This is a genomic window from Rhizobacter sp. P5_A1 (assembly GCF_056400745.1).
Window position 1 is genome coordinate 52031 of the sequence record NZ_JBFUKR010000003.1, and the last position, 22755, is coordinate 74785.

At 67.8% G+C, this 22755-nt stretch carries 23 protein-coding genes; 14 read left to right on the forward strand and 9 right to left on the reverse strand.

The genetic code is table 11. From position 1 onward, the window contains the following. Positions 1-7 precede the first annotated feature (7 nt). Genes AC1DTW_RS03810 through AC1DTW_RS03855 form a run of 10 tightly spaced genes read left to right on the forward strand, consistent with a single transcriptional unit; the run spans position 8 to position 9195 of the window. A complete protein-coding gene (locus AC1DTW_RS03810) occupies positions 8-1477 on the forward strand; it encodes an aldehyde dehydrogenase family protein (protein ID WP_477979803.1) in 1470 nt (489 codons plus the stop codon). Beyond that, the gene (locus tag AC1DTW_RS03815; RefSeq protein WP_477979284.1) at positions 1474-2535 is read left to right on the forward strand and encodes a maleylacetate reductase; all 1062 of its coding nucleotides are present in this window, start codon (positions 1474-1476) and stop codon (positions 2533-2535) included. The genes AC1DTW_RS03810 and AC1DTW_RS03815 overlap by 4 nt, the downstream gene beginning before the upstream one ends. Positions 2536-2575: 40 nt before the next feature. Then, entirely contained in the window at positions 2576-3829 is a 1254-nt protein-coding gene (locus AC1DTW_RS03820) for an ABC transporter substrate-binding protein (protein WP_477979287.1), read from the forward strand. Between the two features lie 4 nt (positions 3830-3833). After that, positions 3834-4559, forward strand: coding sequence for an ABC transporter ATP-binding protein (locus tag AC1DTW_RS03825; RefSeq protein ID WP_477979289.1), 726 nt, complete (start codon positions 3834-3836; stop codon positions 4557-4559). Then, positions 4556-5269: an ABC transporter ATP-binding protein gene (locus AC1DTW_RS03830; protein ID WP_477979291.1), complete on the forward strand. Its 714-nt coding sequence runs from the start codon at positions 4556-4558 to the stop codon at positions 5267-5269. The genes AC1DTW_RS03825 and AC1DTW_RS03830 overlap by 4 nt, the downstream gene beginning before the upstream one ends. A gap of 8 nt (positions 5270-5277) precedes the next feature. Further along, positions 5278-6135 (forward strand): branched-chain amino acid ABC transporter permease, encoded by an 858-nt coding sequence (locus AC1DTW_RS03835; RefSeq protein WP_477979292.1) that lies wholly within the window; start codon positions 5278-5280, stop codon positions 6133-6135. 5 nt (positions 6136-6140) lie between these two features. Next, entirely contained in the window at positions 6141-7184 is a 1044-nt protein-coding gene (locus AC1DTW_RS03840) for a branched-chain amino acid ABC transporter permease (RefSeq protein WP_477979294.1), read from the forward strand. Positions 7185-7187: 3 nt separating this feature from the next. Then, positions 7188-8054 (forward strand): intradiol ring-cleavage dioxygenase, encoded by an 867-nt coding sequence (locus AC1DTW_RS03845; RefSeq protein WP_477979296.1) that lies wholly within the window; start codon positions 7188-7190, stop codon positions 8052-8054. Further along, the gene (locus AC1DTW_RS03850; RefSeq protein ID WP_477979298.1) at positions 8051-8356 is read left to right on the forward strand and encodes a YciI family protein; all 306 of its coding nucleotides are present in this window, start codon (positions 8051-8053) and stop codon (positions 8354-8356) included. Before AC1DTW_RS03845 ends, AC1DTW_RS03850 begins: the two co-directional genes overlap by 4 nt. Continuing rightward, positions 8353-9195, forward strand: a complete 843-nt coding sequence (locus AC1DTW_RS03855) for a 3-oxoadipate:acetyl-CoA acetyltransferase (protein ID WP_477979300.1) — start codon at positions 8353-8355, stop codon at positions 9193-9195. Before AC1DTW_RS03850 ends, AC1DTW_RS03855 begins: the two co-directional genes overlap by 4 nt. Positions 9196-9221: 26 nt before the next feature. Here AC1DTW_RS03855 and wrbA read toward each other — a convergent pair whose 3' ends face one another. Beyond that, positions 9222-9821, reverse strand: a complete 600-nt coding sequence (wrbA, locus tag AC1DTW_RS03860; protein WP_477979302.1) for an NAD(P)H:quinone oxidoreductase — start codon at positions 9819-9821, stop codon at positions 9222-9224. Positions 9822-9838: 17 nt separating this feature from the next. Here wrbA and AC1DTW_RS03865 point away from each other — a divergent pair, with 17 nt between their 5' ends. Continuing rightward, positions 9839-9997: an Atu4866 domain-containing protein gene (locus AC1DTW_RS03865; RefSeq protein ID WP_477979805.1), complete on the forward strand. Its 159-nt coding sequence runs from the start codon at positions 9839-9841 to the stop codon at positions 9995-9997. Between the two features lie 23 nt (positions 9998-10020). Here AC1DTW_RS03865 and AC1DTW_RS03870 read toward each other — a convergent pair whose 3' ends face one another. Further along, on the reverse strand, positions 10021-10803 hold the full coding sequence (locus AC1DTW_RS03870; RefSeq protein WP_477979304.1) for a carboxymuconolactone decarboxylase family protein: 783 nt from the start codon (positions 10801-10803) through the stop codon (positions 10021-10023). A gap of 99 nt (positions 10804-10902) precedes the next feature. On the opposite strand from AC1DTW_RS03870, the gene AC1DTW_RS03875 reads away from it, so the two are divergent. Next, entirely contained in the window at positions 10903-11814 is a 912-nt protein-coding gene (locus AC1DTW_RS03875; RefSeq protein WP_477979306.1) for a LysR family transcriptional regulator, read from the forward strand. Between the two features lie 120 nt (positions 11815-11934). On the opposite strand, the gene AC1DTW_RS03880 is transcribed toward AC1DTW_RS03875, so the two are convergent. Both AC1DTW_RS03880 and pstS read right to left on the reverse strand, forming a co-directional pair. Further along, on the reverse strand, positions 11935-13137 hold the full coding sequence (locus AC1DTW_RS03880; RefSeq protein WP_477979308.1) for an acetylornithine transaminase: 1203 nt from the start codon (positions 13135-13137) through the stop codon (positions 11935-11937). Between the two features lie 245 nt (positions 13138-13382). Beyond that, the gene (pstS, locus tag AC1DTW_RS03885; RefSeq protein WP_477979310.1) at positions 13383-14426 is read right to left on the reverse strand and encodes a phosphate ABC transporter substrate-binding protein PstS; all 1044 of its coding nucleotides are present in this window, start codon (positions 14424-14426) and stop codon (positions 13383-13385) included. A 228-nt stretch (positions 14427-14654) separates the two neighbouring features. On the opposite strand from pstS, the gene AC1DTW_RS03890 reads away from it, so the two are divergent. Further along, positions 14655-16460: an ATP-binding protein gene (locus AC1DTW_RS03890; RefSeq protein ID WP_477979312.1), complete on the forward strand. Its 1806-nt coding sequence runs from the start codon at positions 14655-14657 to the stop codon at positions 16458-16460. 137 nt (positions 16461-16597) lie between these two features. On the opposite strand, the gene AC1DTW_RS03895 is transcribed toward AC1DTW_RS03890, so the two are convergent. After that, positions 16598-17359, reverse strand: coding sequence for a class I SAM-dependent methyltransferase (locus AC1DTW_RS03895; RefSeq protein ID WP_477979314.1), 762 nt, complete (start codon positions 17357-17359; stop codon positions 16598-16600). 439 nt (positions 17360-17798) lie between these two features. On the opposite strand from AC1DTW_RS03895, the gene AC1DTW_RS03900 reads away from it, so the two are divergent. Next, entirely contained in the window at positions 17799-18416 is a 618-nt protein-coding gene (locus tag AC1DTW_RS03900) for an NAD(P)-dependent oxidoreductase (protein ID WP_477979316.1), read from the forward strand. 153 nt (positions 18417-18569) lie between these two features. Here AC1DTW_RS03900 and yfiB read toward each other — a convergent pair whose 3' ends face one another. Genes yfiB through AC1DTW_RS03920 form a run of 4 tightly spaced genes read right to left on the reverse strand, consistent with a single transcriptional unit; the run spans position 18570 to position 22715 of the window. After that, a complete protein-coding gene (gene yfiB / locus AC1DTW_RS03905; RefSeq protein ID WP_477979318.1) occupies positions 18570-19091 on the reverse strand; it encodes an outer membrane lipoprotein YfiB in 522 nt (173 codons plus the stop codon). Next, a complete protein-coding gene (gene dgcN, locus AC1DTW_RS03910) occupies positions 19088-20404 on the reverse strand; it encodes a diguanylate cyclase DgcN/YfiN (RefSeq protein ID WP_477979320.1) in 1317 nt (438 codons plus the stop codon). Before dgcN ends, yfiB begins: the two co-directional genes overlap by 4 nt. Beyond that, a complete protein-coding gene (gene yfiR, locus AC1DTW_RS03915; protein ID WP_477979322.1) occupies positions 20401-20946 on the reverse strand; it encodes a regulatory sequestration protein YfiR in 546 nt (181 codons plus the stop codon). Before yfiR ends, dgcN begins: the two co-directional genes overlap by 4 nt. Continuing rightward, the gene (locus AC1DTW_RS03920; RefSeq protein WP_477979324.1) at positions 20946-22715 is read right to left on the reverse strand and encodes an ATP-binding response regulator; all 1770 of its coding nucleotides are present in this window, start codon (positions 22713-22715) and stop codon (positions 20946-20948) included. The genes yfiR and AC1DTW_RS03920 overlap by 1 nt, the downstream gene beginning before the upstream one ends. Between the last annotated feature and the right edge of the window lie 40 nt (positions 22716-22755).

Consider the following 22755-nt stretch of genomic DNA (forward strand, 5'->3'; position numbering starts at 1 on the left):
TCGGCCGATCCGCCACCAGCTCTTCATCGCCGGCCGCTTCGTCGACGCCGAATCAGGCGAGGTGATGCCCACGCTCAACCCGCACGACAACACGCCGATCGCCAACGTCGCGATGGCCGGCCCCGCTGACATCGACAAGGCCGTCGCCGCGGCGACGCGCGCCTTCCCGGCGTGGAGCCGCATGCCCGCGGCCGATCGCGGGCGTGTGCTGCTCAAGCTCGCCGACCTCATCGAAGCCAACGCCGAGGAGCTGGCGCGACTCGAGTCGCTCGACACCGGCCACCCGCTGCGCGACTCGCGCGCGCTCGACGTGCCGCGCACGGCCGCCTGCTTCCGCTACTTCGGCGGCATGGCCGACAAGTTCCAGGGCGAGACGATCCCCGTCGAGGCGGGCTTCCTGAACTACACGCTGCGCGAGCCGGTGGGCGTTGTCGGGCAGGTCGTGCCGTGGAACTTCCCGCTCATGTTCACGAGCTGGAAGATGGCGCCCGCGCTCGCGGCCGGCAACACGATCGTGATGAAGCCGGCCGAGATCACGCCGCTCACGTCGCTTCGCATCGCCGAGCTGATGGCCGAGGCGGGCTTGCCCGATGGTGTGGTCAACATGGTGCCGGGGCTCGGCCACGTCGCTGGCCAGGCGATCGCCGAACACCCGGGCATTGCCAAGATCGCGTTCACCGGCAGCACGGCGACCGGCCGGCGCATCGTGCAGGCGAGTGCGGGCAACCTGAAGAAGGTGCAGCTCGAGCTCGGCGGCAAGGGCCCGAACATCGTCTTCGCCGACGCCAACCTAACGGCCGCGGTCAACGGCAGCGCGTGGGCCATCTTCCACAACCAGGGCCAGGCCTGCATCGCCGGATCGCGGCTGGTGCTGCACGAAGACATCGCCGACGCCTTCCTCGACAAGTTCATCGCACTGGCCCGGTCGATCCGGCTCGGCAACCCGCTCGATCCCGAGACCGAGATGGGGCCGCTGACGAGCGCGCAGCATCGCGAGCGCGTGCTGGCCTATGTCGACGTCGCGAAGAGCGAAGGCGGCGAGGTGCTCGCCGGCGGCAAGTCGCCCGCGGGTGAACTGGCGCGCGGCTGCTACGTCGAGCCCACCGTCGTGCGCGCGAAGTCGCACCGCGACCGCGTGGCGCAGGAAGAAGTCTTCGGCCCATTCGTGACCGTGCTCACCTTCAAGACCGACGAAGAAGCGCTGGTGATTGCCAACGGCACCGACTACGGCCTGGGCAGCGGCCTGTGGACACGCGACCTGCAGCGCGCCCACCGCGTCGCGCGTGACCTGCACGCCGGCATGGTCTGGGTCAACAGCTACAAGCGCGTCAATCCGGGCTCGCCGTTCGGCGGTGTGGGCCAGAGCGGCTACGGCCGCGAGATGGGCTTCGACGCGATGCGCGAGTACACGCAAGTCAAGAGCGTGTGGATCAACGTCGACGCGCAGATCCCACCGCATTTCAAGAGGCCATCGTGACGCCGTTCGTCTTCGATGCGCGACTGCCGCGCGTGGTGTTCGGCGCCGGCAGCCTGGCACGGCTGGGCGCCGAGATCGAGGCGATCGGCGCGAAACGCGCGCTCGTCCTCTCGACGCCCGAGCAAGGCGCGAGCGCCTGGCGCATCGCCGAGATGCTCGGCGATCGCGCGGCCGGCGTGTTCGCAGGCGCGGTGATGCATGTGCCGATCGAAAGCGCCCGCGAAGCGCGTGCCGAAGCTGCGCGCCTGGGTGCCGACTGCGCGGTCGCGATCGGTGGCGGCTCGACCACGGGGCTTGGCAAGGCGATCGCGCTCGACTCGGGGCTGCCCATCCTCGCGATCCCGACCACCTACGCCGGCAGCGAGATGACGCCGATCTACGGCCTCACCGAAGGCGGCGAAAAGAAGACGGGCCGCGACCCGCGCGTGATGCCGAGGACGGTGATCTACGATCCCGAACTCACCGTCACGCTGCCCGCAGGCCTGAGCGTCACGAGCGGTCTCAACGCGATCGCGCACGCGGCCGAAGGGCTGTACGCGCACGATGGGAATCCGATCATCGGCCTGATGGCCGAAGACGGCATTCGCGCGCTGGCGCGTGCGCTGCCGTTGATCCAGCGTTCGCCCACCGACCTCGAGGCGCGCAGCGATGCGCTCTACGGCGCATGGCTGTGCGGCACCGTGCTCGGCCAGGTCGCGATGGGGCTGCACCACAAGCTCTGCCACACGCTGGGCGGCAGCTTCAACCTGCCGCACGCCGAGACGCACACCGTCGTGCTGCCGCATGCGCTGGCCTACAACGCCGAGGCCGCGCCGCAGGCGATGGCCGCGATCTCGCGTGCGCTCGGCGATGCGTCGGGCAACGCACCGGCTGCGCTGCAGCGTCTCGCACGCACGCTCGGCGCGCCGACGTCGCTCAGGGAAATCGGCATGCCCGCAGGCGGCCTGGACCGCGCCGCCGACCTGGCGGCGAAGACGCCCTACCCGAATCCGCGCCTGCTCGATCGGGCCGCGCTTCGGGCCTTGCTGCAACGCGCCTACGACGGCGCCGCCCCCTGATCCCCCGACCGACACACACAAACACAAGAGGAGACATCCCATGGCACTCAACCGCCGCCAGTTGATCCAGGGCAGCACCGCGCTCGCGTTCGGCAGCGCGACGCCGCTCCTGTGGGCCGCCGACGCCGTGAAGATCGGCTACGTCTCGCCGCAGACCGGCCCGCTCGCGCCGTTCGGCGAAGCCGACAAGTGGGTCATCGAGCAGATGCGGGCCGCGTTCAAGGACGGCCTCGTGATCGGCGGCAAGAAACACGACGTGCAGATCGTGCTGAAGGACAGCCAGAGCAATCCGAATCGCGCCGGCGAAGTCGCCAACGACCTGATCCTGAAGGACAAGGTCGCGCTCGTGCTGACGGCCGGCACGCCCGAGACCGCGAACCCGGTCAGCGACGCCTGCGAGCTCAACGAGGTGCCCTGCATCTCCAGCGTCGTGCCGTGGCAGCCGTGGTTCTTCGGCCGCAAGGGCGACCCGGCGAAGGGCTTCGCGTGGACCTATCACCTGTTCTGGGGCCTGGAAGACGTCATCGCCAACTTCACCAACGGCTGGAAGACGGTCGCGACCAACAAGCAGGTCGGCGGGCTGTTCCCGAACGACGGCGACGGCAACGCGTGGGGCGACAAGGAGCTGGGTTTCCCGAAGCCGCTGTCGGCGATGGGCTTCACGCTGCTCGACCCGGGCCGCTTCCAGAACGGCACGCAGGACTTCTCGGCCCAGATCGCCGCGTTCAAGAAGGCAGGGGTCGAGATCGTGACCGGCGTCGTGATCCCGCCCGATGCGAAGACCTTCCTGACCCAGGCGCGCCAGCAGGGCTTCAAGCCGAAGGTCATCACGCTCGGCAAGGCGCTGCTGTTCCCGGGCGCGATCGAGGCGCTCGGCGAGCTGGGCGATGGCCTGAGCACCGAGGTGTGGTGGAGCCCGTCGCACCCGTTCGCGTCGTCGCTGACGAAGCAGAGTGCGAAGGCGCTGGCCGAGGCCTACGAGGCCGGCACGAAGAAGCAGTGGACGCAGCCGATCGGCTTCGCCCACGCGTTGTTCGAGGTGGCGGCCGATGCATTGAAGCGCGCCAAGGGCACGGGCGCGAAGGACGTGCGCGACGCCGTTGTGGCGACGCAGCTGGCGACCGTGGTCGGGCCGGTGAAGTGGGGCGGGGCGGGGCCGATGAAGAACGTCAGCAAGACGCCGCTGGTGCTCGGCCAGTGGGGCAAGGGATCGAAGTACAAGACCGAGCTCGTGATCGTCAACAACCAGGCCGCGCCGGCTATCCCGACCGGCGGCGCACTGAAGCTGATCTGACGTCATGGCGCTGCTCAGCCTGCATGGTGTCAGCAAGTCCTACGGCGCGGTGAAGGTCACGGACAATATCTCGCTCGCGGTCGAAGCGGGCGAGACGCTCGGCATCCTGGGACCAAACGGCGCCGGCAAGACGACGCTGTTCAACCTGATCTCGGGCGACGTGCGCTGCGACGCCGGCCGCGTCGAATACGACGGCCGGGACGTGACGCGCCTCGCGCCGCACCGGCGCTGCCGTGGCGGCATCGGCCGCAGCTACCAGGTGCCGCAGCCCTTCGGTGCGATGACGGTGTTCGAGAACCTCGTGACCGCGGCCTGCTTCGGCGGCGGCGAGCCCGAGCGCGCGGCCTGGAAGACGGCGCGTGCGGTGCTCGAGCAGACCGGGCTGGCCGCACAGGCGAACCGGCCTGCCGCGTCGCTGCGCCTCCTGGACCGCAAGCGCCTCGAGCTGGCGCGTGCGCTCGCCACGAAGCCGAAGCTGCTGCTGCTCGACGAGATCGCCGGCGGGCTGACCGAGCACGAGGCGAAGGAACTGGTGGGCGAGCTCGCGCGCATCAAGGCCTCCGGCGTCACGATGGTCTGGATCGAGCACGTCGTGCACGCGCTGCTGTCTCTGGCCGATCGGCTCTTCGTCATCAACTTCGGCGCGAAGCTCGCCGAGGGCGAACCGCAATCGGTGATGAAGGACCCTGAGGTGCAGCGCGTCTACATGGGCTTGGAGGCGGTGGCATGACGGTCTTGATCGAGACGCGTGGCCTCGAAGCGTTCTATGGCGACGCGCAGGCGCTGTTCGGCATCGACTTCCATTTGGCCGAAGGCGAGCTGCTCGCGATCATCGGTGCCAATGGTGCTGGCAAGAGCACGTTCCTGAAGTCGCTGACCGGGCTCGTGAAGGTCGAGCCCGGCATGGTGCACTGGCGCGGCGATGCGATCGGCGGCCGCGCGCCGGGCGCGATCGTGCGCCTCGGCCTGGCGCTGGTGCCCGAAGGGCGGCGCCTGTTCCCGAGCCTGTCGGTCGAAGAGAACCTGTTGATGGGCGCGTTTGCTGAGCGCCCGGGGCCGTGGAGCCTGGAACGCTTGTACGCGCTGTTCCCGATCCTGGCCGAGAAGCGCAACTTGCCGGGCACGTCGCTGTCCGGCGGCCAGCAGCAAATGGTCGCGATCGGTCGCGCGCTGATGAGCAACCCGAAGCTGCTGCTGTGCGACGAACTCTCGCTCGGCCTCGCGCCCATCGTCATCAAGGAAATCTACGACGCGATGCCGGCGATCGTCGGCGAGGGCATGAGCGTGGTCATCGTCGAGCAGGACATCGGCCTGGCGCAGCGTGTCTCGCAGCGTGTCGTCTGCCTGCAGGAAGGCCGGATCTCGCTCGAAGGCCGATCGGGCGAGCTGACGCGTGAGCAGATCGCTGCCGCGTACTTCGGCCTCGAAGCAACCCACTGAGCGCGGCCATGATCGACACCTTGCTCCAGGGATTGCTGCTCGGCGGCCTGTACTGCCTGTTTGCGCTCGGCCAGTCGCTGATGTTCGGCGTGATGCGGCTGACGAACACCGCGCAAGGCGACTTCATCGTGCTCGGCGCATTCGCCGCGATCGCCAGCGCGGGGCTGGTGGCATTGCATCCGGTGCTGATCGGGCTCGCGCTGCTGCCGATCGCCTTCGCCTTCGGCTACGCGCTGCAGCGCTATGTGCTCAACGGCACGCTCGGTCGCGACCCGCTGCCATCGCTGGTCGTCACGTTCGGGCTCGCGATCGTGATCCAGAACGGGCTGCAGCAGCTCTTCTCGGCCGACCCGCGCTCGCTCGACAGCGGCGCGCTGGCGACCGAAAGCCTGAACGTCGGCTCGCTGACCGCCGGCGTGCTGCCGCTCGTGATCTTCGGCGTCGCTGTCGCGTGCACCTTCGCGCTGCAATGGCTGTTCGGCCACACGCGCATCGGTCGCGCGTTTCGCGCGGTCTCCGACGACCGCGAGATCGCCGAGCTGATGGGGCTGGACGCGCGCAAGGTCTACGCGCTGGCGACCGGCATCGCATTCGTCACGATCGCGATCGCCGGCGTGCTGCAGGCGATGCGCACGACGGTCGCGCCGAGCGACGGGCCGCTGCTGCTGCTGTTCGCCTTCGAGGCCGTGATCATCGGCGGCATGGGCTCGTTCTGGGGCACCTTCTGCGGCGCGATGCTGCTCGGCGTGACGCAGCAGATCGGGTTTCGCATCGACCCCGGCTGGGGCATCTGGATCGGCCACATCGTCTTCCTGATCGTGCTGGTCGTGCGCCCGCAGGGCCTGTTTCCGAAGACACGAGGTTGAACACCATGAGCGCCATCTCGCCTTCGACGACGATCCCGGCTGCTGTGCCGCGTGCCGCCTCCGCGGCCGAACCGATCGTCGTGCGCGGCACGCTCCTGAGCCAGGTCACGCTCGGCGTGGCCGTCGTGCTGGTCGGGGTTGCGGCCAGCCTGCCGTTCTGGGGCGAATCGAGCTGGATGCGCGAGTTCGTCGAGATCGCGTGCTACTTCATCTTCGCGTCGATGTGGAACCTGCTCGCCGGCTACGGCGGCATGGTCTCGATCGGCCAGCAGGCGTTCTTCGGCATCGGCGGCTACGCGATGCTGGCGCTCGGCAACTTCGGCGGCATCAATCCCTTCGTCGCGATTCCGCTCGCGGCGCTGGCGGCGGGCCTCGTCGCGGTGCCGGTGTCGCGTGTCGCGTTCCGCTTGTCGGGCGGCTACTTCGCGATCGGCAGCTGGGTCATCTCCGAGGTCTTCCGTCTCGGCATCGCGAATGTTTCGGCGGTGGGCGGCGGTTCCGGCACGAGCCTCACCGCGCTGCGCGGCATCGACAAGGCGACGCGCGAAAGCACCACCTACTGGGTCGCGCTGGCGTGCGTCGTGGCCTGCGTCGCGTTGGTCTACCTGTTCCTGCGCAGCAAGCAGGGGCTCGCGCTGCTGGCGATCCGCGACAACGAAGTCGCCGCCGAATCGCAGGGCATCGCAGTGCAAAGGATGAAGCTCGCGGTGTATGTCGTCGCGGCGGTGGGCGCGGGGCTCGCCGGGGCGCTGTATTTCGTCGGCAACCTGCGCATCTCGCCCGACGCCGCCTTCAGCGTCAACTGGACCGCATTCGCGATCTTCATGGTCGTGGTCGGCGGCATCGGCCGCATCGAGGGGCCGATCGTCGGCGCGGTCGTGTTCTGGGCCCTGAACAAGTTCTTCAGCGACTACGGCACCTGGTATCTGATGGGGCTCGGGCTGCTGGCGATCATCGTCACGCTGTTCTTCCGCCAGGGGGTCGCCGGGTTCGTGCAGCAGCGCTGGGGTTGGGTGGCGTTTCCGACCCAACGAACGTTGAAAGGTTGAGGTATGCGCAACATCAACGAACACACCATCACCGCAGCGATGCTGCAGCGGCTCGAAGGCTGCAGCGATGCGCGCCTGAAGGACGTGCTGAGCGCACTGGTGCGCCACCTGCACGACTTCGTTCGCGAGGTGAAGCTGACCGAGCCCGAGTGGAAGCTCGGCATCGACTTCCTCACCGAGACCGGCCAGATGTGCGATGCGAAGCGGCAGGAGTTCATCCTGCTGTCCGACACGCTGGGCGTCTCGATGCTGACGGTGGCGCTGAACCACGCGAAGCCCGCGGGTGCCACCGAAGCGACCGTGTTCGGCCCGTTCCACACCGGCGACGCGCCGGTTCTGCCGCAGCACGCCGACATCGCTGGCGACGCGCCCGGCAGGGCGCTGTTCGTGACGGCGCATGTGCAAGGCCTCGATGGCAAGCCGATCGCCGGGGCCGTGGTCGACGTGTGGCAGGCCGACGAGGAGGGCCTGTACGACGTGCAGCGCCCCGAGCTCGGCGATGCGCGGCGCGCGCGCGGTGTGCTGCGCAGCGATGCCGAAGGCGTGGTGCAGTTTCGCAGCATCGTGCCGACCGCGTACCCGGTGCCGACCGACGGGCCGGTGGGCCGCATGCTGGTCGCGAGCGGGCGCCATCCGTGGCGGCCGGCGCACGTGCACTTCATGATCAGCGCCCCGGGTTACCAGACGCTGGTCACACACCTCTTCAAGTCGCCCGATCCGTACCTCGATTCGGACGTCGTGTTCGGCGTGCGTTCGTCGCTGATCGGCCGCTTCGTGGAGCACGCCGAAGGCAAGGCGCCGGACGGGTCGCACTTCACGGCGCCATTCACGACCCTCGAGCACACCTTCGTGCTCGCCGACGCGGAATGAGTGAAGCAACGCACTTCGCCATCTGGGCCACCGACCGGCCCGGCATGACGGCCGAGCGCGGGCGCGTTCGCGAGGCTCACCGCGCACGCCTGCGCGAAGGTGCACCCGACGGGCTGAAGGTGGTGCTCGGCGGCCCGACCACCGACGAGGCGGGCGCGATGAACGGCAGCCTGCTCGTCGTCGAAGCGCACGACATCGCCGACGTGCGCAATTTCATCGCCGGCGACCCGTACGTGCTCGGCGGCGTCTATGGCACGGTCGAGATCAGGCCCTGGCGGTGGGGATTGGGACGCATCGCATGACCACACCCTGCATCATCTCTGTCGCGATCACGGGTTCGCTGCCGCGCAAGAAGGACAACCCTGCGGTCCCGATCAGCGTCAACGAGCAGATCGAGTCGACCCAGGCTGCGTTCGAAGCCGGTGCGACGCTGGTTCACCTGCACGTGCGCAACGACGACGAGACGCCGACCTCGGCGCCCGAGCGCTTCGCGCAGGTGCTCGATGGCATACGCCGGCACGCACCGGGCATGATCACGCAGGTATCGACCGGGGGCAGATCCGGCGCCGGGCGCGAGCGCGGCGGCATGCTCCAGCTGCGGCCCGACATGGCCTCGCTTGCCGCCGGCTCGGTGAACTTCCCGAACCGCGTGTACGACAACCCGCCCGAGCTGATCGAGTGGCTGGCGCGCGAGATGGCGGAGTACGAGGTGAAGCCGGAGATCGAGGTCTTCGATCTGTCGATGATCTTCCAGGCCGTGCGTCTGCAGCGCGAAGGCATCATCCGCGGCGAGCTGCACTGCCAGTTCATCATGGGCATCAGGAACGCGATGCCGCCCGACCGCGAAGTGCTCGAGTTCTATGCGAGGACGCTCAAGCGCCTGTCGCCGAACGCGACCTGGACCGGCGCCGGCATCGGTCGCGAGCAGTTGCCGCTGGCGCGCTGGTCGCTCGAACTCGGCGGCCACTGCCGCACCGGGTTGGAAGACAATGTGCGGCTCGACAAGGACACCCTCGCACCGTCGAACGCCGCGCTCGTGCACCAGATCGCCGACCTGTGCGCCGAGTCCTCGCGACGGCCCGCGACGGTGGCCGAAGCGCGACGCTTGCTTGGGTTGCCAGCGCGCGTGATGCGCGCCTGAGATTCCGATTTGGGCTCGATCGGGCCTTAGGCGGCCAGTTTCGCGGCGATTTGCGCGACGTGCTTGCCCTGGAAGCGTGCGCCTTCGAGTTCGTTGGCAGAGGGTTGGCGCGAGCCGTCCCCGCCGGCGATCGTGGTGGCGCCATAGGGGCTGCCGCCGGTGATTTCGTCGAGCTTCATCTGGCCAGCCCACGTATACGGAAGGCCAACGATGACCATTCCTTGGTGTAGCAGTACCGTGTGTGTGCTGAGGATCGTGCTCTCTTGGCCGCCGTGCTGAGTTGCCGTGCTCGCGAACACCGAGCCGACCTTGCCTACCAATTTACCGGCAAACCACAGTGCGCCGGTTTGGTCGAGGAAGTTCTTCATCTGCGCCGCCATGTTGCCGAAGCGCGTCGGCACGCCGAAGATGATCGCGTCGTAGTCGGGCAGCTCGTCCACGGTCGCCAGCGGAGCGGCTTGATCGATCTTGAAGTGCGAGGCCTTCGCAACCTCTTCGGGCACGATCTCTGGCACGCGCTTGATCACGACCTCCGCGCCGCCGCTGCGGGCTCCTTCGGCGACTGCCTGCGCCATCGTCTCGATGTGGCCGTAGCTGCTGTAGTAGAGAACGAGAACCTTTGCCATTGCGAACTCCTTGGTGGATGGGTCGAGGAATTCTTGGGCGGTTCCAATGGCGTCAGGTTGCACTGGGACGACGACAGGCTTCAACGCCTTCGAACGGTACGCGCTTCACCGCGGATGGCCAGTTTCGCGACGGCATCCTCTACCACGCCGGAATGGTGCTCTACCGAGAGCGGTGATTGCTCCGCCCGTGACGCTTAGTTCAGTGCCCCTTGGCGCGCTCGCGCAGCACGTCCTGGATGGCAAGCGCGGCGTTGATGGCACGCGGGAAGCCGGCGTAGGCGGCGATCTGGATCGCGATCTCCACCAGTTGCTCCCGGGTGCCGCCCACGTTCAGGAAGCCGTGGGTATGAACCTTGAGTTGCGGTGTTGCGCACCCCATCGCCGCGAGCGAGGCCACCGTGATCAGCTCGCGCGGGTGCAGGTCCAGCCCCTCGCGGGTGTAGACCTGTCCGAACGCGAAGTCGATGATCGAGCGCCCGAGATCGGGCGAGATGTCCTTCAGGGACGAGATCACCTTCTCTCCCGCTTCGCCGTCGATCTCGCGCAGCGCCGCCATGCCTGCCTGATGCGTGTCGTGCGGCGGTTTCGATGCGGTGGGCTCGACAACGATTCCTCGCTCCTGGAAGACCTGGCGCAGGACCACGGTTCCGTTCAGCGCAGCCGGAAATCCGGCATAGACCACGAGATGGATCATCAGTTCGACCAGCTGCTGCGGGCGGCATCCCGCATTCAAGGCGCCTGCGACGTGGAATCGCAACTGGGGTTCCAATCCGCCCATGGCCGCGAGTGCGGAGACCGTCACGAGCTGCCGTTGGGGCAGATCGAGTCCCGGGCGGCCATAGATCTCGCCGTAGGCGAATCCGATCGCGAGTTGGGCAAGGTCCGGGGCCACGTCGGCCAACGCGGCCACGATCGAGGCCTGCGGGTTGCCTTCGATCTGCGCAAGCAGCTTGAGGCCGGCGGCGGTGCGTGCGTCTTCCATGTCGACTCCTGTTTGATTGATGGAACAAAGATAGGCCGCGGGCACGCGCGGCGCCATTTCCTTTCAGGTGATACTGTTCAGGTATCAAGGGATCCGGTCATGAGCGTCCACCTCGAGTTGAGGCACCTCCGCTATTTCGTCGCCGTCGCCGAAGCGTCGAGCTTCAGGCGTGCCGCCGATCGACTCGCGTTGACGCAACCGCCGCTCACGCGTCAGATCCAGGCGCTGGAAGGGGAGCTGGGCGTGCAACTGCTCGTGCGCGATCGGCGCGGGGTGGAGCTGACGGCCGAGGGCAGCGAAGTCTTGCGCGAGGCACGGGACATCCTCGCGCGCGCCGACAAGCTGGCAAACCGATTCGCGCAACGGGAGGCCCCTGGGGTGGCGTCGCGCATCCCCCTGCGCCTCGGACTGACCACGGTCGTCGACGCGTCGCTGTTCAGCTGGCTCGAGCCGGCACTTCTCGCACTGGTGCCCGGGCTGCGTCTGATCATCAAGCGGCAGATCTCGCAGCTCTCGATCAATGACTTGCACCGCGGGCGGCTCGACGCGGCGATCATCGGCCTGCCGTCCGAGACCGCCGACCTGGTCGTCGAGAAGTTGACCGACGATCCGCTCACGGTCGCGTTGCCCAGTTCGCATCCACTGGCGCAGCGCCAGAAGATCGAGCTGGGGGAGCTCGCCGCCAGCCCGTTGTTCTGGTTCAAGCGCTCACTGAATCCGGCGTACTACGATCATTTCGAGAAGGTGTTCCGCCGGCTGGATTTCGCGCCGGAACGCCTGCCTGAGCCCCAGGATCACCATGTGCTGCTGAGCCTGATCGCGGAAGGGCGCGGTGTGGCGCTCGTGCCGAGATCCCTGACCGCCATCGGTCGCTCGGGCGTCGTCTACAAACGGCTGCGCTTCGAAGAGCCGTTCCAGATCGGTCTGGCGCTGGCGTACCGGACCCCGCACCGGCACGTCGCCGTCGACGTGTTGCGGCGTGCGCTGGGTGAGCATTTCTCCGCCGGGTGAGCAGTCCACGTCGGCGGGGTGAACCGCAACTTCCGATGCCTGCGCTCCTTCGCAGAATTGCCATGGGAGCATCTTGGCGGGCGACTCATTCGGCCGTCACGCTTCATGCGCGTCCGCACGCTACGACGCAGCAATCGCCGGCTTCCGGGCTCGGCGCAAGACGGCGCCCAGTGTCTCCAAGCCCTGCTGAACCTCGTGGGCGGTGCTGTTCAGCCGCGGCATGAATCGCAGGCAATCGGGTCGAGCGGCGTTCACGAGCAGGCCGTGTGCGCGGCACTCGCGGACCACCGCCGCTGCCGTGTCGGTACCCAGGTCGAGTGCCAGCAACAGCCCGTCGCCACGCACCTCGCCCAGGTCCATGCGCGCCGAAAGATCTTCCAGTCCGCTGCGCAGCCACCGGCCCGTGGCCCGCACATTGGCCAGGAACTCGGCTTGGCTCAGGACGTTCAGCACCTCCAGACCGACGGCGCACATCAGCGGGTTGCCAGCGTAGGTTCCTCCCTGGTCGCCATGCTCGAAGACGCTGCAGTGCGCTTGCGCCAATACGGCGGAAATCGGCACGCCGCCGCCCAGGCCCTTGCCCAGGGTCATGATGTCCGGCGTGACGCCCGACTGCTGAAAGGCGAAGAGTTGCCCCAGACGGCCGCAGCCGGTCTGGATCTCGTCGAAGATCAACAGCAGGCCGCGCGCGTCGCACAACTGGCGAAGGGCCTTGAGGAAGGCCGGTGAGGCGGGTCGCACGCCGGCTTCGCCTTGCACCGGCTCCAGCATGACGGCAACGGTGCGCTCGTTGATCGCACCGATGACAGAGTCGAGGTTGTTCAGACGGGCCTTGGCGAACCCTGGCATCTGGGGTGGAAAGAGCCGGTCCCAGCCCGCCTTGCCGCTGGCCGCCATGGTCGCCAAGTTGCGGCCGTGAAAGCCGTTCTCGAAGGTGATGATCTCGTGTGCCCCCGCGCGCTGGATGCGGCCCCACTTGCGTGCCAGCTTGATCGCACCTTCGTTGGCCTCCGCCCCGGTGCTGCCGAAGAACACCTGAGCGAACCCGCTGAGCTCGCACAAGCGCGCCGCGAGCCGGAGCGCAGGCAGGTTGTACAGCGCGGGGCTCGGCGTGAGCAGCTGCGTGGACTGCGCCTGCAGCGCCTGCGTGATGAGCGGCGGGCAGTGCCCCAGCGCGTTGACGGCCCAGCCTTGCAACCAATCGAGATAGCGCTTGCCGGCGGCATCCCACAGCCAGGCGCCCTCGCCGCGAACAAACACCTCGGCGGGGCGTTCGGTGACGGGCATCAGGTGGTTGAACGGCAAGGGCTGCGGGTCGATCATGACAAGCCTTTCAAAGTGGGCGGACAAAGAAAAAGGCCACGGGGATGAGCCGTGGCCTTTCGGGGGAGAGATCGTCTGGTGCCTAGATCATCGGCTTCGGTCTCTCACGCGCGGCGCACAGCAACGAGCGGCGGGCTCGTGCAGCTCGCTGGGCTCGTGCCGCGGGGGCGACGCAGAGGGTCGAAACGATCAAGGACATGAGACGCATGATAGGGCAGTTCGAGCCACGCGGTTGCGAGCGCGCCTCAGTTGCTGACGTAGTTGACGACCTTTCCGTCGCGGGCCTTGACGCTCGCGAAGCGAGCAGCGAGGCGTGACTGCACTGTGATCGGAAGCGGCGCGAATCCGGTGCCGCGGGTCAAATCATCGCCATGCAGGAAGCACCAGTAAAGGAACCGCAGCGCCGGCGCCGCAGCGTCGGCCGACTCCGGGTTGGCATCTGCCAGCGCGAATGTCGCCAAGGTGATCGGCCACGTTTCGCTGCCAGGCCGGTCCATCAGGCTGGCCAGGTCGTCACCCGTTCGGCTCAGTTCGCTTTCGACGATCGCAGCGCGAAAGCTGCCTTCGGATGCGCGAACCACGTTGCCCGCCGCGTTGCGCAGCCGCACGTCGAGCAGGCCGTCGTGCGCAACACGGTCGTAGCTGACGTACGCGATGGCTCCCTGGGTTGCATTGACCGCCTTCGCGACGCCGTCGTTGCCTTCGGCGGAGATCACCGTCCCGCTCCACTTTGGCAGTTGCGAGACGCCGACCTGCTCCTTGAACGCGCCCGACACCTGCGTCAGGTAGCGCGCGAATCCTTCCGTGGTGCCCGACTTCTCGGCGCGCACGATCCGGCGGATCGCAAGAGGCGGCAGCCGCACACCTCGGTTGAGTTCGACGATGCGCGGGTCATCCCAACGCGCGATCGTCCCGAGCATGATGTCGGCGAGCGTCCGGCCGTCCAGTTGCAGTGCACCCGCGGCGACGCCGGGTACGTTGATGACCGGCACGATGCCACCGACGACCATCGGCAGCTGAATCAGCCTGCGGCGAGCCAACTCGTCCTTCGACAGCGGTGAATCGGAGCCGGCGAACGCGACGTGCCGCTCGGTGATCTGCCTGATCCCGTCGCCGGAGCCGGTCGGCTTGTAGGTCACCCGCGTGCCGCTGTCACGCTCGTACCGCGCGGCCCACTTTTCGTACACCTTGGACGGAAAGGAGGCGCCGGCACCCTGAACGTCGGCACGCGCCGTCGCGCTTGCGGCGAGCAGCCATACCGCAAACGCGGTTCCAACGATCGTTCTCATGTCTTGTCCGCAAACAAAGTGGTGAACGATACTGGAACCGCGCGCGGGGGTGCGTGGGGAAGTTCACGCAGCGCGCGCCTTGAGAGCGAATGGCTTGCGCGTCATCCGCACCACGATGATGAGGCCGCGCGAGCTGCACCCGTGGGGCAGGGCCGCAACGCGCGTAGAGTGTGGGCGCCACCTCGGGAGATGCGCCGATGCTCCGTTTCGTCACGACTCGCGGTCGTCATGTCTGAGCACCCTGTTGCGACGAATGCGCCGGATCCGGAGGCGCCGCCACAGGCTGCCGTCGAGCTGGCCCGGACCAGCCGTGCCTTGCGGTTGCTGCGCAGCTCGAACCGGGCATTGATCCTCGCCTCCGACGAAGACAGCCTGCTGCAGGACGTGTGCCGCATCGCGGTCGAAGAGGGCGGCTATCGCATGGCGATGGTCGCGTTCGCCGAACGGGACGAGGCCAAGTCGTGGCGGCCCGCCGCCTATGGCGGTGTGGAAGGGGGCTTCGTCCGGGGCCCGACAGTGAGCTGGTCGGAAGACAGCGAGTACGGCCGCGGACCGGGAGGCACGGCGGTTCGGACGGGGCAGCCCAGCATCTCGCGCGACATCCAGAACGACCCCCATCTGGCCGCATGGCGGAACGAGGCCGCGCGTCGCGGCTATCGGTCTGTCGTCGCGCTACCGCTGAAGAGCGAGGGCCAGGCCTTCGGGGTCCTGGCGATCCACTCCGGCGAAGTCGATGGCTTCGACGCCGACGAGGTCGGCATCCTCGGCGAGCTGGCGGGCAATCTCGCTTTTGGCATCGTGACGCTGCGCGAACGCAAGCAGGTCGAAGTGGAGGCCGCAGCGAGGCGCACGGCCGAAGCGTCGAGCCGCGCCAAGAGCGAATTCCTGTCGCGCATGAGCCACGAACTGCGCACGCCGCTCAACGCGGTGCTTGGCTTCTCCCAGCTGTTGAGGGTCGATGCGCAGGATCGGCTCAGCGCACAGCAGCTGGCTCAGCTCGACCACATCCGCTGCGCAGGCTGGCACTTGCTGGCGCTGATCAACGATCTGCTCGATGTGTCGCGCATCGAGATCGGTCAGCTGCAGGTGCAGGCACAGGCCGTCGAGCTTGGCCCGCTGCTCGAAGAGGCGCTGTACATGGCCGAGCCGCTGGCGCAGCCGCTCGGCGTGAGCCTGGTGGCGCTCGATCGCGAGGCGCTGCGGGTGTGGGTGCTCGCCGACCCGATCCGCCTGCGACAAGTGCTGATCAATCTGCTTTCCAATGCGGTCAAGTACAACCGCTGCGGCGGGTCGGTGCGCATCGAGGTGGCCAACGATGCGGACAGGGTTCTGATCGACGTGGTCGACAGCGGCATCGGCATGACGCCCGATCAGCTGGCCCATTTGTATGAGCCTTTCAATCGGCTGGGCCAGGAGCGCAGCGGTGTGCAAGGCACGGGCATCGGCCTGGTGCTGACGCGCCAACTGGTGCGGCTGATGGACGGTCGAATAGACGTCGACAGTGAGTTCGGGCGGGGCACACGCGTGCGCGTCTCGCTCCAGGCCCACCGGGTCACCGAGGCGAGCGACACGCCGGCGTTCATGCCATCGGCCCGCGCCGCGCTCGACGACTCGAGCGCCGACACGGCGGCGCCGGCCGGCGTCGTGCTCTACATCGAAGACAACCCCGTCAATCTGATGCTCGTGGAACAGTTGCTCGCGCGCTGGAGTGGCGTGCTGCTGGTGCAGGCCGAGGATGGCGCAAGTGGCATCGACCTCGCGCGATCGCTGCGCCCGGATCTCGTGCTGCTCGACATGCAGCTCCCCGACATGGACGGCTTCGCCGTGCTGGACTCGCTCCGCGCCGATCCGGCAACCTCGGATCTCACTGTCGTCGCGGTGTCGGCGAGCGCGATGCCCGAGTCGGTGGCGCAGGCACGGGCCCACGGAGTGGCCGAGTACTGGACCAAGCCGCTGGACTTCGATCGCTTCTTGGCCGACATGCACAGGTTGCTGACGACGCCATCCACGAAGGGCGGCATCCGGTCGTCCTGACTGTCCGGTTCAGCGGCGATCTGGGTTCAGACCGGCGACAGGTCGCCGAGGATATGGGCATCGATGACAGCCGGTTCCTCGCGTGCGGCAAGCCGAGCCTGCCGCCTGCGCGGCGCGCTTGAACGCCCTGCGAACGGTCACGACGCGCGGAAGACGGTGCCGCTTCTTCGGCACACCAGGAGGATCTCGTCGACTTCGGCCGTCGCAATCATTCCCGGCGCGAGCGACAGCTCCTTCTGGAGCCGCAATCCGAGCGGCATGAAGGCGCGGTTGTACCACCACATGGCCTGCTCGCGATGATGCAGAAGCCACCACATGCCGATCTCTACCAGGCGCGACGAGGGCGGCTGCATGCCATACACGGCGCTGCGCTCCACCACGAGGCGGTGTTGCGCCAGCTTCTCGATCAGGCGCGCCGGTTCGTACCGCCGCTTGTGGCCCACGAAATCGTCGAACGAGGTCCAACGCGAAGGATGCAGGGGCATCGAGATCACCAGTGCCGCACCGTCCCTCGCGACACGGCACAGTTCGGACAATGCGCCGTCGTCGTCGTCGACGTGCTCGATGATGTCGAGCGCGCACACCAGGTCGAACGCAGAGTCGGCGAACGGCAGGGCAGTGACCTGGGCCAGCGTGACCTGCGCACCGCGTTCTTGAAGTTTCGCCAGCGCCGGCGCGCTGATGTCCACGAACTGCGTGCCTTCGATCGGCAGTCGTGGTCTCAGGCCCGGCGCAACCTCGAGCCTGCTCCCGGACTCGGGCAACAGTGATTGCACGAGCGCCCACGTATTGAATCGTTGCGGCTCGACCAGCCTCGCACCGGACCAGAGCAAATCGTAGAAGCGGCGATTCTGGTCGAGTAGCTCCCGCTCGCGCGTCTGCCCAAGCCTTGTCTGCATGGTGACATCACTCTAGCACCGGCCGATTCGCTGCTCCGCGAATTCGCAGCTGTCGGTGATTGGGTCGACGCCCTATCGCCGGAATCCGGGGCGGTCTCGGCGGCCTCGGCCGCATCGGCGGGGGCGCAACCGAGCGGCGCGAGCAGCGCGTCGAGCACGTCGTACGCCGGCTGCAAGGTCTCGACGCCCAGCAGCCTCTCGATGCTTGCGTAGCGTTCTTCGATCGCCGGGATCGTGCGCCGCCCGATGGCGACACTGGCCATGGGGCCGCGCGTGTCGATTCGACCGATTGACGAAACAGACTGTGTCTCCTTCGCGGGTTTCCGGGTCCATCGCCTGCAACTAGCATCTGGGTACCGCGGCCGCGCGGCTGCGCATGTGTGTCGCGAGCCGCCGAGTGCCGAGTCGAATTCATCAACCCATCGGAAAGAACCTCACCATGAGCAAGATTGCCATCATCGGTGCCACCGGACGTGCCGGTAGCCAGTTGCTGGAAGAAGCGCTGCGTCGCGGCCATGCCGTAACCGCCATCGCCCGCAATGCGTCCTCCAAGCTCGGCGAACGCGCCGGTGTGACCGTCAAAGACCTCGACGTGCTCGACGCCAACGCGCTGCAACAGGCCGTGGCTGGCCACGACGCGGTGTTCAGCGCCGCGCACTTCACCGGCATTCCGGCCAGCGCCGTCATCGACCCGGTGAAGAAGGCGGGGGTCAAGCGCCTGTTGGTGGTTGGCGGCGCGGGCAGCCTGTTCGCGGCGCCCGGTCTGAAGGTCATCGACACGCCGAACTTCCCCGCCGAGTACAAGGCGGAGGCCGCGGCCGGAGGCGTCTATCTCGACACCTTGCGTCAGGAGCAAGTGCTGGACTGGAGCTTCCTGTCGCCCTCCGCGCTGCTCGTCGAAGGCGAGCGCACCGGCAAGTTTCGCCTCGGCCGCGACGACCTGCTGGTCGGCGCCGACGGCAAGAGCTGGATCAGCTTCGCCGACCTCGCGATCGCTTTTCTCGATGAACTGGAAAAGCCCGCGCACTCGCGCCAGCGCTTCACCGTCGGCTACTGAACCCTGCGCACGGAGGCCGGCGTGACCCGGTGCCTCGATGTCAAGACCGCCCATGACCTTGGGTTGATCAACCCAGCCGAAGTGCTGAAGCGCGCCGACCGCGTCATTGACTGAGCTCCTGGCTCGGCGCGCCCTTGACGACAGCGGCCGGTGTCAGAGCGACTCGACGATCAGCACCGCGCGCCGGTTGCGCGCGCGTCCGCCGGGGGTCGTGTTGTCGGCCACGGGTCGCGCCGAACCGAGCCCGCGGCGCACGATGTTGCCGGGCGCCATGCCGCGCTCGGCCAGCGCCTGCGCGACCGTCTGGGCGCGCCGCTCGGACAGCTGCAGGTTGTACGGCTCGCTGCCCTGGTCGTCCGCATGACCCTCGACCGTGATGTGCTCGATGCCCGCGCTGCGCAACACGGCGGCGATACGGCCCAAGATGTCGAGATCCCCTGCACCCAGTCTCGAGTCGTCCACGCGGAAGCTCATGCGTGCAGACATGTCGAGCTCCCAACCGTCCTGGGTGGGCGCAAAGCCCAGGCTGCGCAACGCGGACTGCTGCGCCGAGCTGGGAGGCTGCGAAGCCGGCGGTGCGGCTGCGCAGCCGGCCAGGGTGAGCAACGCGTTGGCCGCGAGGAGCAGGCTGCCCCGTCGTCCGGCGGATTGCAGGCGTGGGTCGGTGGGTGTCATGGCAGGGTTTCCCGGGAAGGCCGATGCGGCGCGCCGGGCGCGTCGCCAGACGGCAGGAAGGTGGCTGTGGCCCCGCGCTGCGGGCTCTCCTTGGCGCGGTACATCGCGGCATCGGCGGCGCGGATCAAGTCGTCGATCGTGTCGGCGTGGTCGGGGTAGACCGCCACGCCCAGCGACATGCTGATCGACTCCAACTCGCCGCCGCCGGGGAGGCGTACCGGCCGATTCAGCGAACCGCGCACGCGCTCGATCAGCACGTCGATCTCCTGCGGATGGCGCATGGGCGTGAGCACGATGACGAACTCGTCGCCGCCCAGGCGCGCGATGAAGTCGGACTCGCGCACTGAACTGCGCAACCGGGACGCCAGTTCGATCAGCAGCGCATCGCCGGCGGCGTGGCCGTAGCGGTCGTTGATCTGCTTGAAGCGGTCGCTGTCGGCGAAGACCAGCCCCGCACGCGAGCCGTGCCGGCGGCACTCCTCGAGTACGCGCGCGAGGCGCTCGCCGAGGTAGGCGCGGTTAGGCAGGCCGGTGAGGGTGTCGTGCCGGCTCAGGGACCACAGCGATTCGTTGGCGCGCCGCAGGTCGGTATGACGAGCCTCGATCAGCGCCTGCTGGGCCTGCAGTTCCGACAGCAGCGCGTTGAAGTCGTCGGCGAGGGCATCGATCTCGCCGACGGCGGCCGGCGCGGCACGCCGCGCAAAGTCGCGCGAGGTGCGCACTTCGCGCGTCAGCGATGCCAGCGCCTCGATCGGGCCGGTGATCCAACGCGCGAGCCGGCGCGCGTGCCAGCGGACGAAGAGCGCCGTCGCGGCGGCGCTCACTGCCAGGCAGAGCGCGGCCCATTGCAGATACTGCGTCAGGGTCTGGCCATTCGAGCGCAGCGCGATGCGGCCGATCGAGTCATGTGGGCCGCCGATTTCGGCGCTGGGGGCGTCGGGGAGCAGCGCTCGCGCGAGGCGGCGTGCCCACGCGTCGACTGTGCCGTCGACCGGTCGCTCGGCCCGCAACCAGGGCGCTCCGCTGCGGTTCTGGACAATGACCTCGGCCAGCCGAGCGGGCCCGGCCACCTGATCGATCAACTCCTGCATGGCGGCGCGGTCACCGAAGCGCAGGGCCGGCTCGCCCGCGATCGCCAACGAGCTCGCGACCAGGTGCATCGAGCTCTGCTCGTGTCCCCTCAGCACGGCCAGGCCGGCGATCGACAGGGTCAGCGCGAGTCCGGTGCTCGCAAACAACGCGACCCGCCACTGCGCCCGCCGCACGCGCGAGGCGACGGAAGGCGCGACCGACATGACGCGCCGGTCCGTCATCGTGCCACCTTGCCGCGCTGCGTCAGGCGCAGCAACTGCGGGTTCACGCGCAGGCCACTGCGTGCCACCGCGTCGAGGTTGGCCTTGATCCGCACGGACGCGCCGGCGCGTTCGAGGCAGAACACGCCTCCCCAGGAACAGAAGTCCTCGCCGGGGCCGATCGTCAGCACGGGTTGGTTCGCCAGCTCCTGCAGCAGGTATCGCCAGGACGCACTGGATACCTGCCCGAAGTAGATCGCCTGGCAGTCTTGCAGACTCGCGGCGGTCGCCCCCGCGATGCGTCGCGCAACCGTGCTGACCCGGCGCTCCGGCAGCAACGCGAGCGCCTCGAAGAGCTGCCGCGCACCGTCGCCGTCGGCGAGTTCGTCACCGGCTTCCACGCACAGGCGCAGCGTTGCGGGCGGGTCTGGCCAACGCGTGTAGTGCACGATGCCCGCGACCAGTTCCGGCAAGGGCCGAACCGCCTCGCCCTGCTGCGCACGGACGTTCACTCCCAGCACCGCGAACAGGGTCAGCGCCGCGAAGGGAAAGCGGTGCGTCATCAGCTGAGCGCATCCTTGATCCGATCCACCGTTCGAACGAGATCCAGGGGCTTGGTCCAATAGTCTGCGAAGCCGGCTTGAAGCGCGTCGGAGACGTGTCGCGGCACGGCGTCGGCACTGACGGCGATACAGCGGATCTCTCGGGTTCGGGGGTCTGCCTTGAGTTCGTGCAGCACGTGCAGGCCATCCGCGTCGGGCAGGTTCATGTCGACAAGGATCAGGTCGGGTGGATGCTCCTTGGCGCTCGCGATCGCCTCGGCCGCGGTGCCCATCACGCAGAGCTGCCATTCAGGTTGCGTGTTGAAGAGCTCTCGCATCAGCAACACATTGATCTCGTCGTCTTCGACGTACAGAATCCGGAAGCGCAGGCCGCTGTCCCACGGCGCGGGCAGCGTGTCCGAGCCCTCATCGGGGACCACCGCAAGGCCTGCATCGCCGAGCGGAAGGCGAACCCGAAAACGGCTGCCCTTGCCCACTTGCGACCACACGCCCAGCTTGCCACCCAGGGCCTCGATGAGCTGCTTGGTGATGACCAGCCCCAAGCCCGTGCCTTGAATGCGGCTGTGGCTGGCCGACAAGCGATTGAACGGTTCGAACAGGTGCCCGAGCTGGGCCTCGGACATGCCGTGACCGGTGTCGTCGAACGTCATCGCGACGTCGAGGTCTGATCGGATGCGCACGCGAACCAGACCGCCGCTCCGGTTGTACTTGATCGCGTTCGTCAGGAGGTTCGTCAGGATCTGCTCGAGCACTTGCTCGTCCGCGCGCACGGTGGCGTCTTCGTCGCGGACATGGAGCTCAAACCGGACATTCCTCTCGAGCGCCATCGGCTCGAGCGAGTCAAGGCAGCGCTTGACGAGGGGGACCACCGGCAGGTCGCGCAGATTCAGATGTTGCCGGCGATGCTCGGCGCAACCCAGCTGCAGCAACTGATCGATCAACGCCAGCAAACGACGACCGGAGTGCTGAATGAGTTGCAGGCGCTGCCGATGCACGGCCGGCAATGGAGACAGTGCTGTGTCGATCGCCATCAGCTGCGCGAACCCAAGGATGGCGTTGAGCGGCGCGCGCAGTTCGTGGCTCACCTGTGACATGAATTCGCTTTTGGCGAGGCTCGCTCGTTCCGCCGCAGCCTTCTGTCGCCGCAGTTCTTCGCGCGACCGCTCCGTGGTGACGTCGCGCGACGCCACGACCAGCAACGATGTGTTGGGCACGCCGACGAACGTCAGCTCCAGCAGGCGTGCTTTCTGCGCCGTCGTGCCAACCAGCCGGACCGACATCCTCTCGACGGAGCCCGCGGCCAGCCCGGCGCCGAACAAGACCGACAAGGCGGCTCGATCTTGCTCGTCCAGCAAGGCAGTCCACGCATCAAGTGTCAGACAAACTTCGCCATGGCCCGTGGGAACCAAACCGTGCTGCGCGGCCGCCACCGAGTCGAAGCTGACGCTTCGCTCACTCGCGTGCACCAGGACGCAGCCGAGTCCGGCGGCAGCAGCCGCCAGTTTGAGCGCAGGGCGTTGCGAGAAGTCTGACCCTGCGGCGGCGCGACTTCGACACGCATGGAGTTGCAACGGCTGGCGTCTCTCGCCCCCGGCCGGGCCCATGGGTCTCACACAGGCCCGCGGACTCTCCACGGCGACGCAAACGTCAAGGTCAGGGCCCAATGACGTTTGCGGGCCCGGTCGCACCTGGTCGAACAGCTTGAGCAGCGTGGCGCGATGCACGGTGCCGGCGAAGTTTGCCGTGTCGGGCGTGATCGGTGCAGTCATGGTCGATTCGTGGGTTGGCAGTTCCATAGCGTTAACAGCC

Excerpts from the sequence above, each read along its gene's own strand:
- AC1DTW_RS03870 (WP_477979304.1), bottom strand. The coding sequence starts at position 10,803 with ATGGAAGACGCACGCACCGCCGCCGGCCTCAAGCTGCTTGCGCAGATC.
- AC1DTW_RS03855 (WP_477979300.1), top strand. The coding sequence starts at position 8,353 with ATGACCACACCCTGCATCATCTCTGTCGCGATCACGGGTTCGCTGCCG.
- AC1DTW_RS03840 (WP_477979294.1), top strand. The coding sequence starts at position 6,141 with ATGAGCGCCATCTCGCCTTCGACGACGATCCCGGCTGCTGTGCCGCGT.
- AC1DTW_RS03825 (WP_477979289.1), top strand. The coding sequence starts at position 3,834 with ATGGCGCTGCTCAGCCTGCATGGTGTCAGCAAGTCCTACGGCGCGGTG.
- AC1DTW_RS03875 (WP_477979306.1), top strand. The coding sequence starts at position 10,903 with ATGAGCGTCCACCTCGAGTTGAGGCACCTCCGCTATTTCGTCGCCGTC.
- yfiR (WP_477979322.1), bottom strand. The coding sequence starts at position 20,946 with ATGACGCACCGCTTTCCCTTCGCGGCGCTGACCCTGTTCGCGGTGCTG.
- AC1DTW_RS03890 (WP_477979312.1), top strand. The coding sequence starts at position 14,655 with ATGTCTGAGCACCCTGTTGCGACGAATGCGCCGGATCCGGAGGCGCCG.
- AC1DTW_RS03900 (WP_477979316.1), top strand. The coding sequence starts at position 17,799 with ATGAGCAAGATTGCCATCATCGGTGCCACCGGACGTGCCGGTAGCCAG.
- AC1DTW_RS03880 (WP_477979308.1), bottom strand. The coding sequence starts at position 13,137 with ATGATCGACCCGCAGCCCTTGCCGTTCAACCACCTGATGCCCGTCACC.
- AC1DTW_RS03895 (WP_477979314.1), bottom strand. The coding sequence starts at position 17,359 with ATGCAGACAAGGCTTGGGCAGACGCGCGAGCGGGAGCTACTCGACCAG.
- AC1DTW_RS03920 (WP_477979324.1), bottom strand. The coding sequence starts at position 22,715 with ATGACTGCACCGATCACGCCCGACACGGCAAACTTCGCCGGCACCGTG.
- dgcN (WP_477979320.1), bottom strand. The coding sequence starts at position 20,404 with ATGACGGACCGGCGCGTCATGTCGGTCGCGCCTTCCGTCGCCTCGCGC.
- yfiB (WP_477979318.1), bottom strand. The coding sequence starts at position 19,091 with ATGACACCCACCGACCCACGCCTGCAATCCGCCGGACGACGGGGCAGC.
- wrbA (WP_477979302.1), bottom strand. The coding sequence starts at position 9,821 with ATGGCAAAGGTTCTCGTTCTCTACTACAGCAGCTACGGCCACATCGAG.
- AC1DTW_RS03850 (WP_477979298.1), top strand. The coding sequence starts at position 8,051 with ATGAGTGAAGCAACGCACTTCGCCATCTGGGCCACCGACCGGCCCGGC.
- AC1DTW_RS03845 (WP_477979296.1), top strand. The coding sequence starts at position 7,188 with ATGCGCAACATCAACGAACACACCATCACCGCAGCGATGCTGCAGCGG.
- AC1DTW_RS03820 (WP_477979287.1), top strand. The coding sequence starts at position 2,576 with ATGGCACTCAACCGCCGCCAGTTGATCCAGGGCAGCACCGCGCTCGCG.
- pstS (WP_477979310.1), bottom strand. The coding sequence starts at position 14,426 with ATGAGAACGATCGTTGGAACCGCGTTTGCGGTATGGCTGCTCGCCGCA.
- AC1DTW_RS03865 (WP_477979805.1), top strand. The coding sequence starts at position 9,839 with ATGGGTCGAGGAATTCTTGGGCGGTTCCAATGGCGTCAGGTTGCACTG.
- AC1DTW_RS03835 (WP_477979292.1), top strand. The coding sequence starts at position 5,278 with ATGATCGACACCTTGCTCCAGGGATTGCTGCTCGGCGGCCTGTACTGC.
- AC1DTW_RS03830 (WP_477979291.1), top strand. The coding sequence starts at position 4,556 with ATGACGGTCTTGATCGAGACGCGTGGCCTCGAAGCGTTCTATGGCGAC.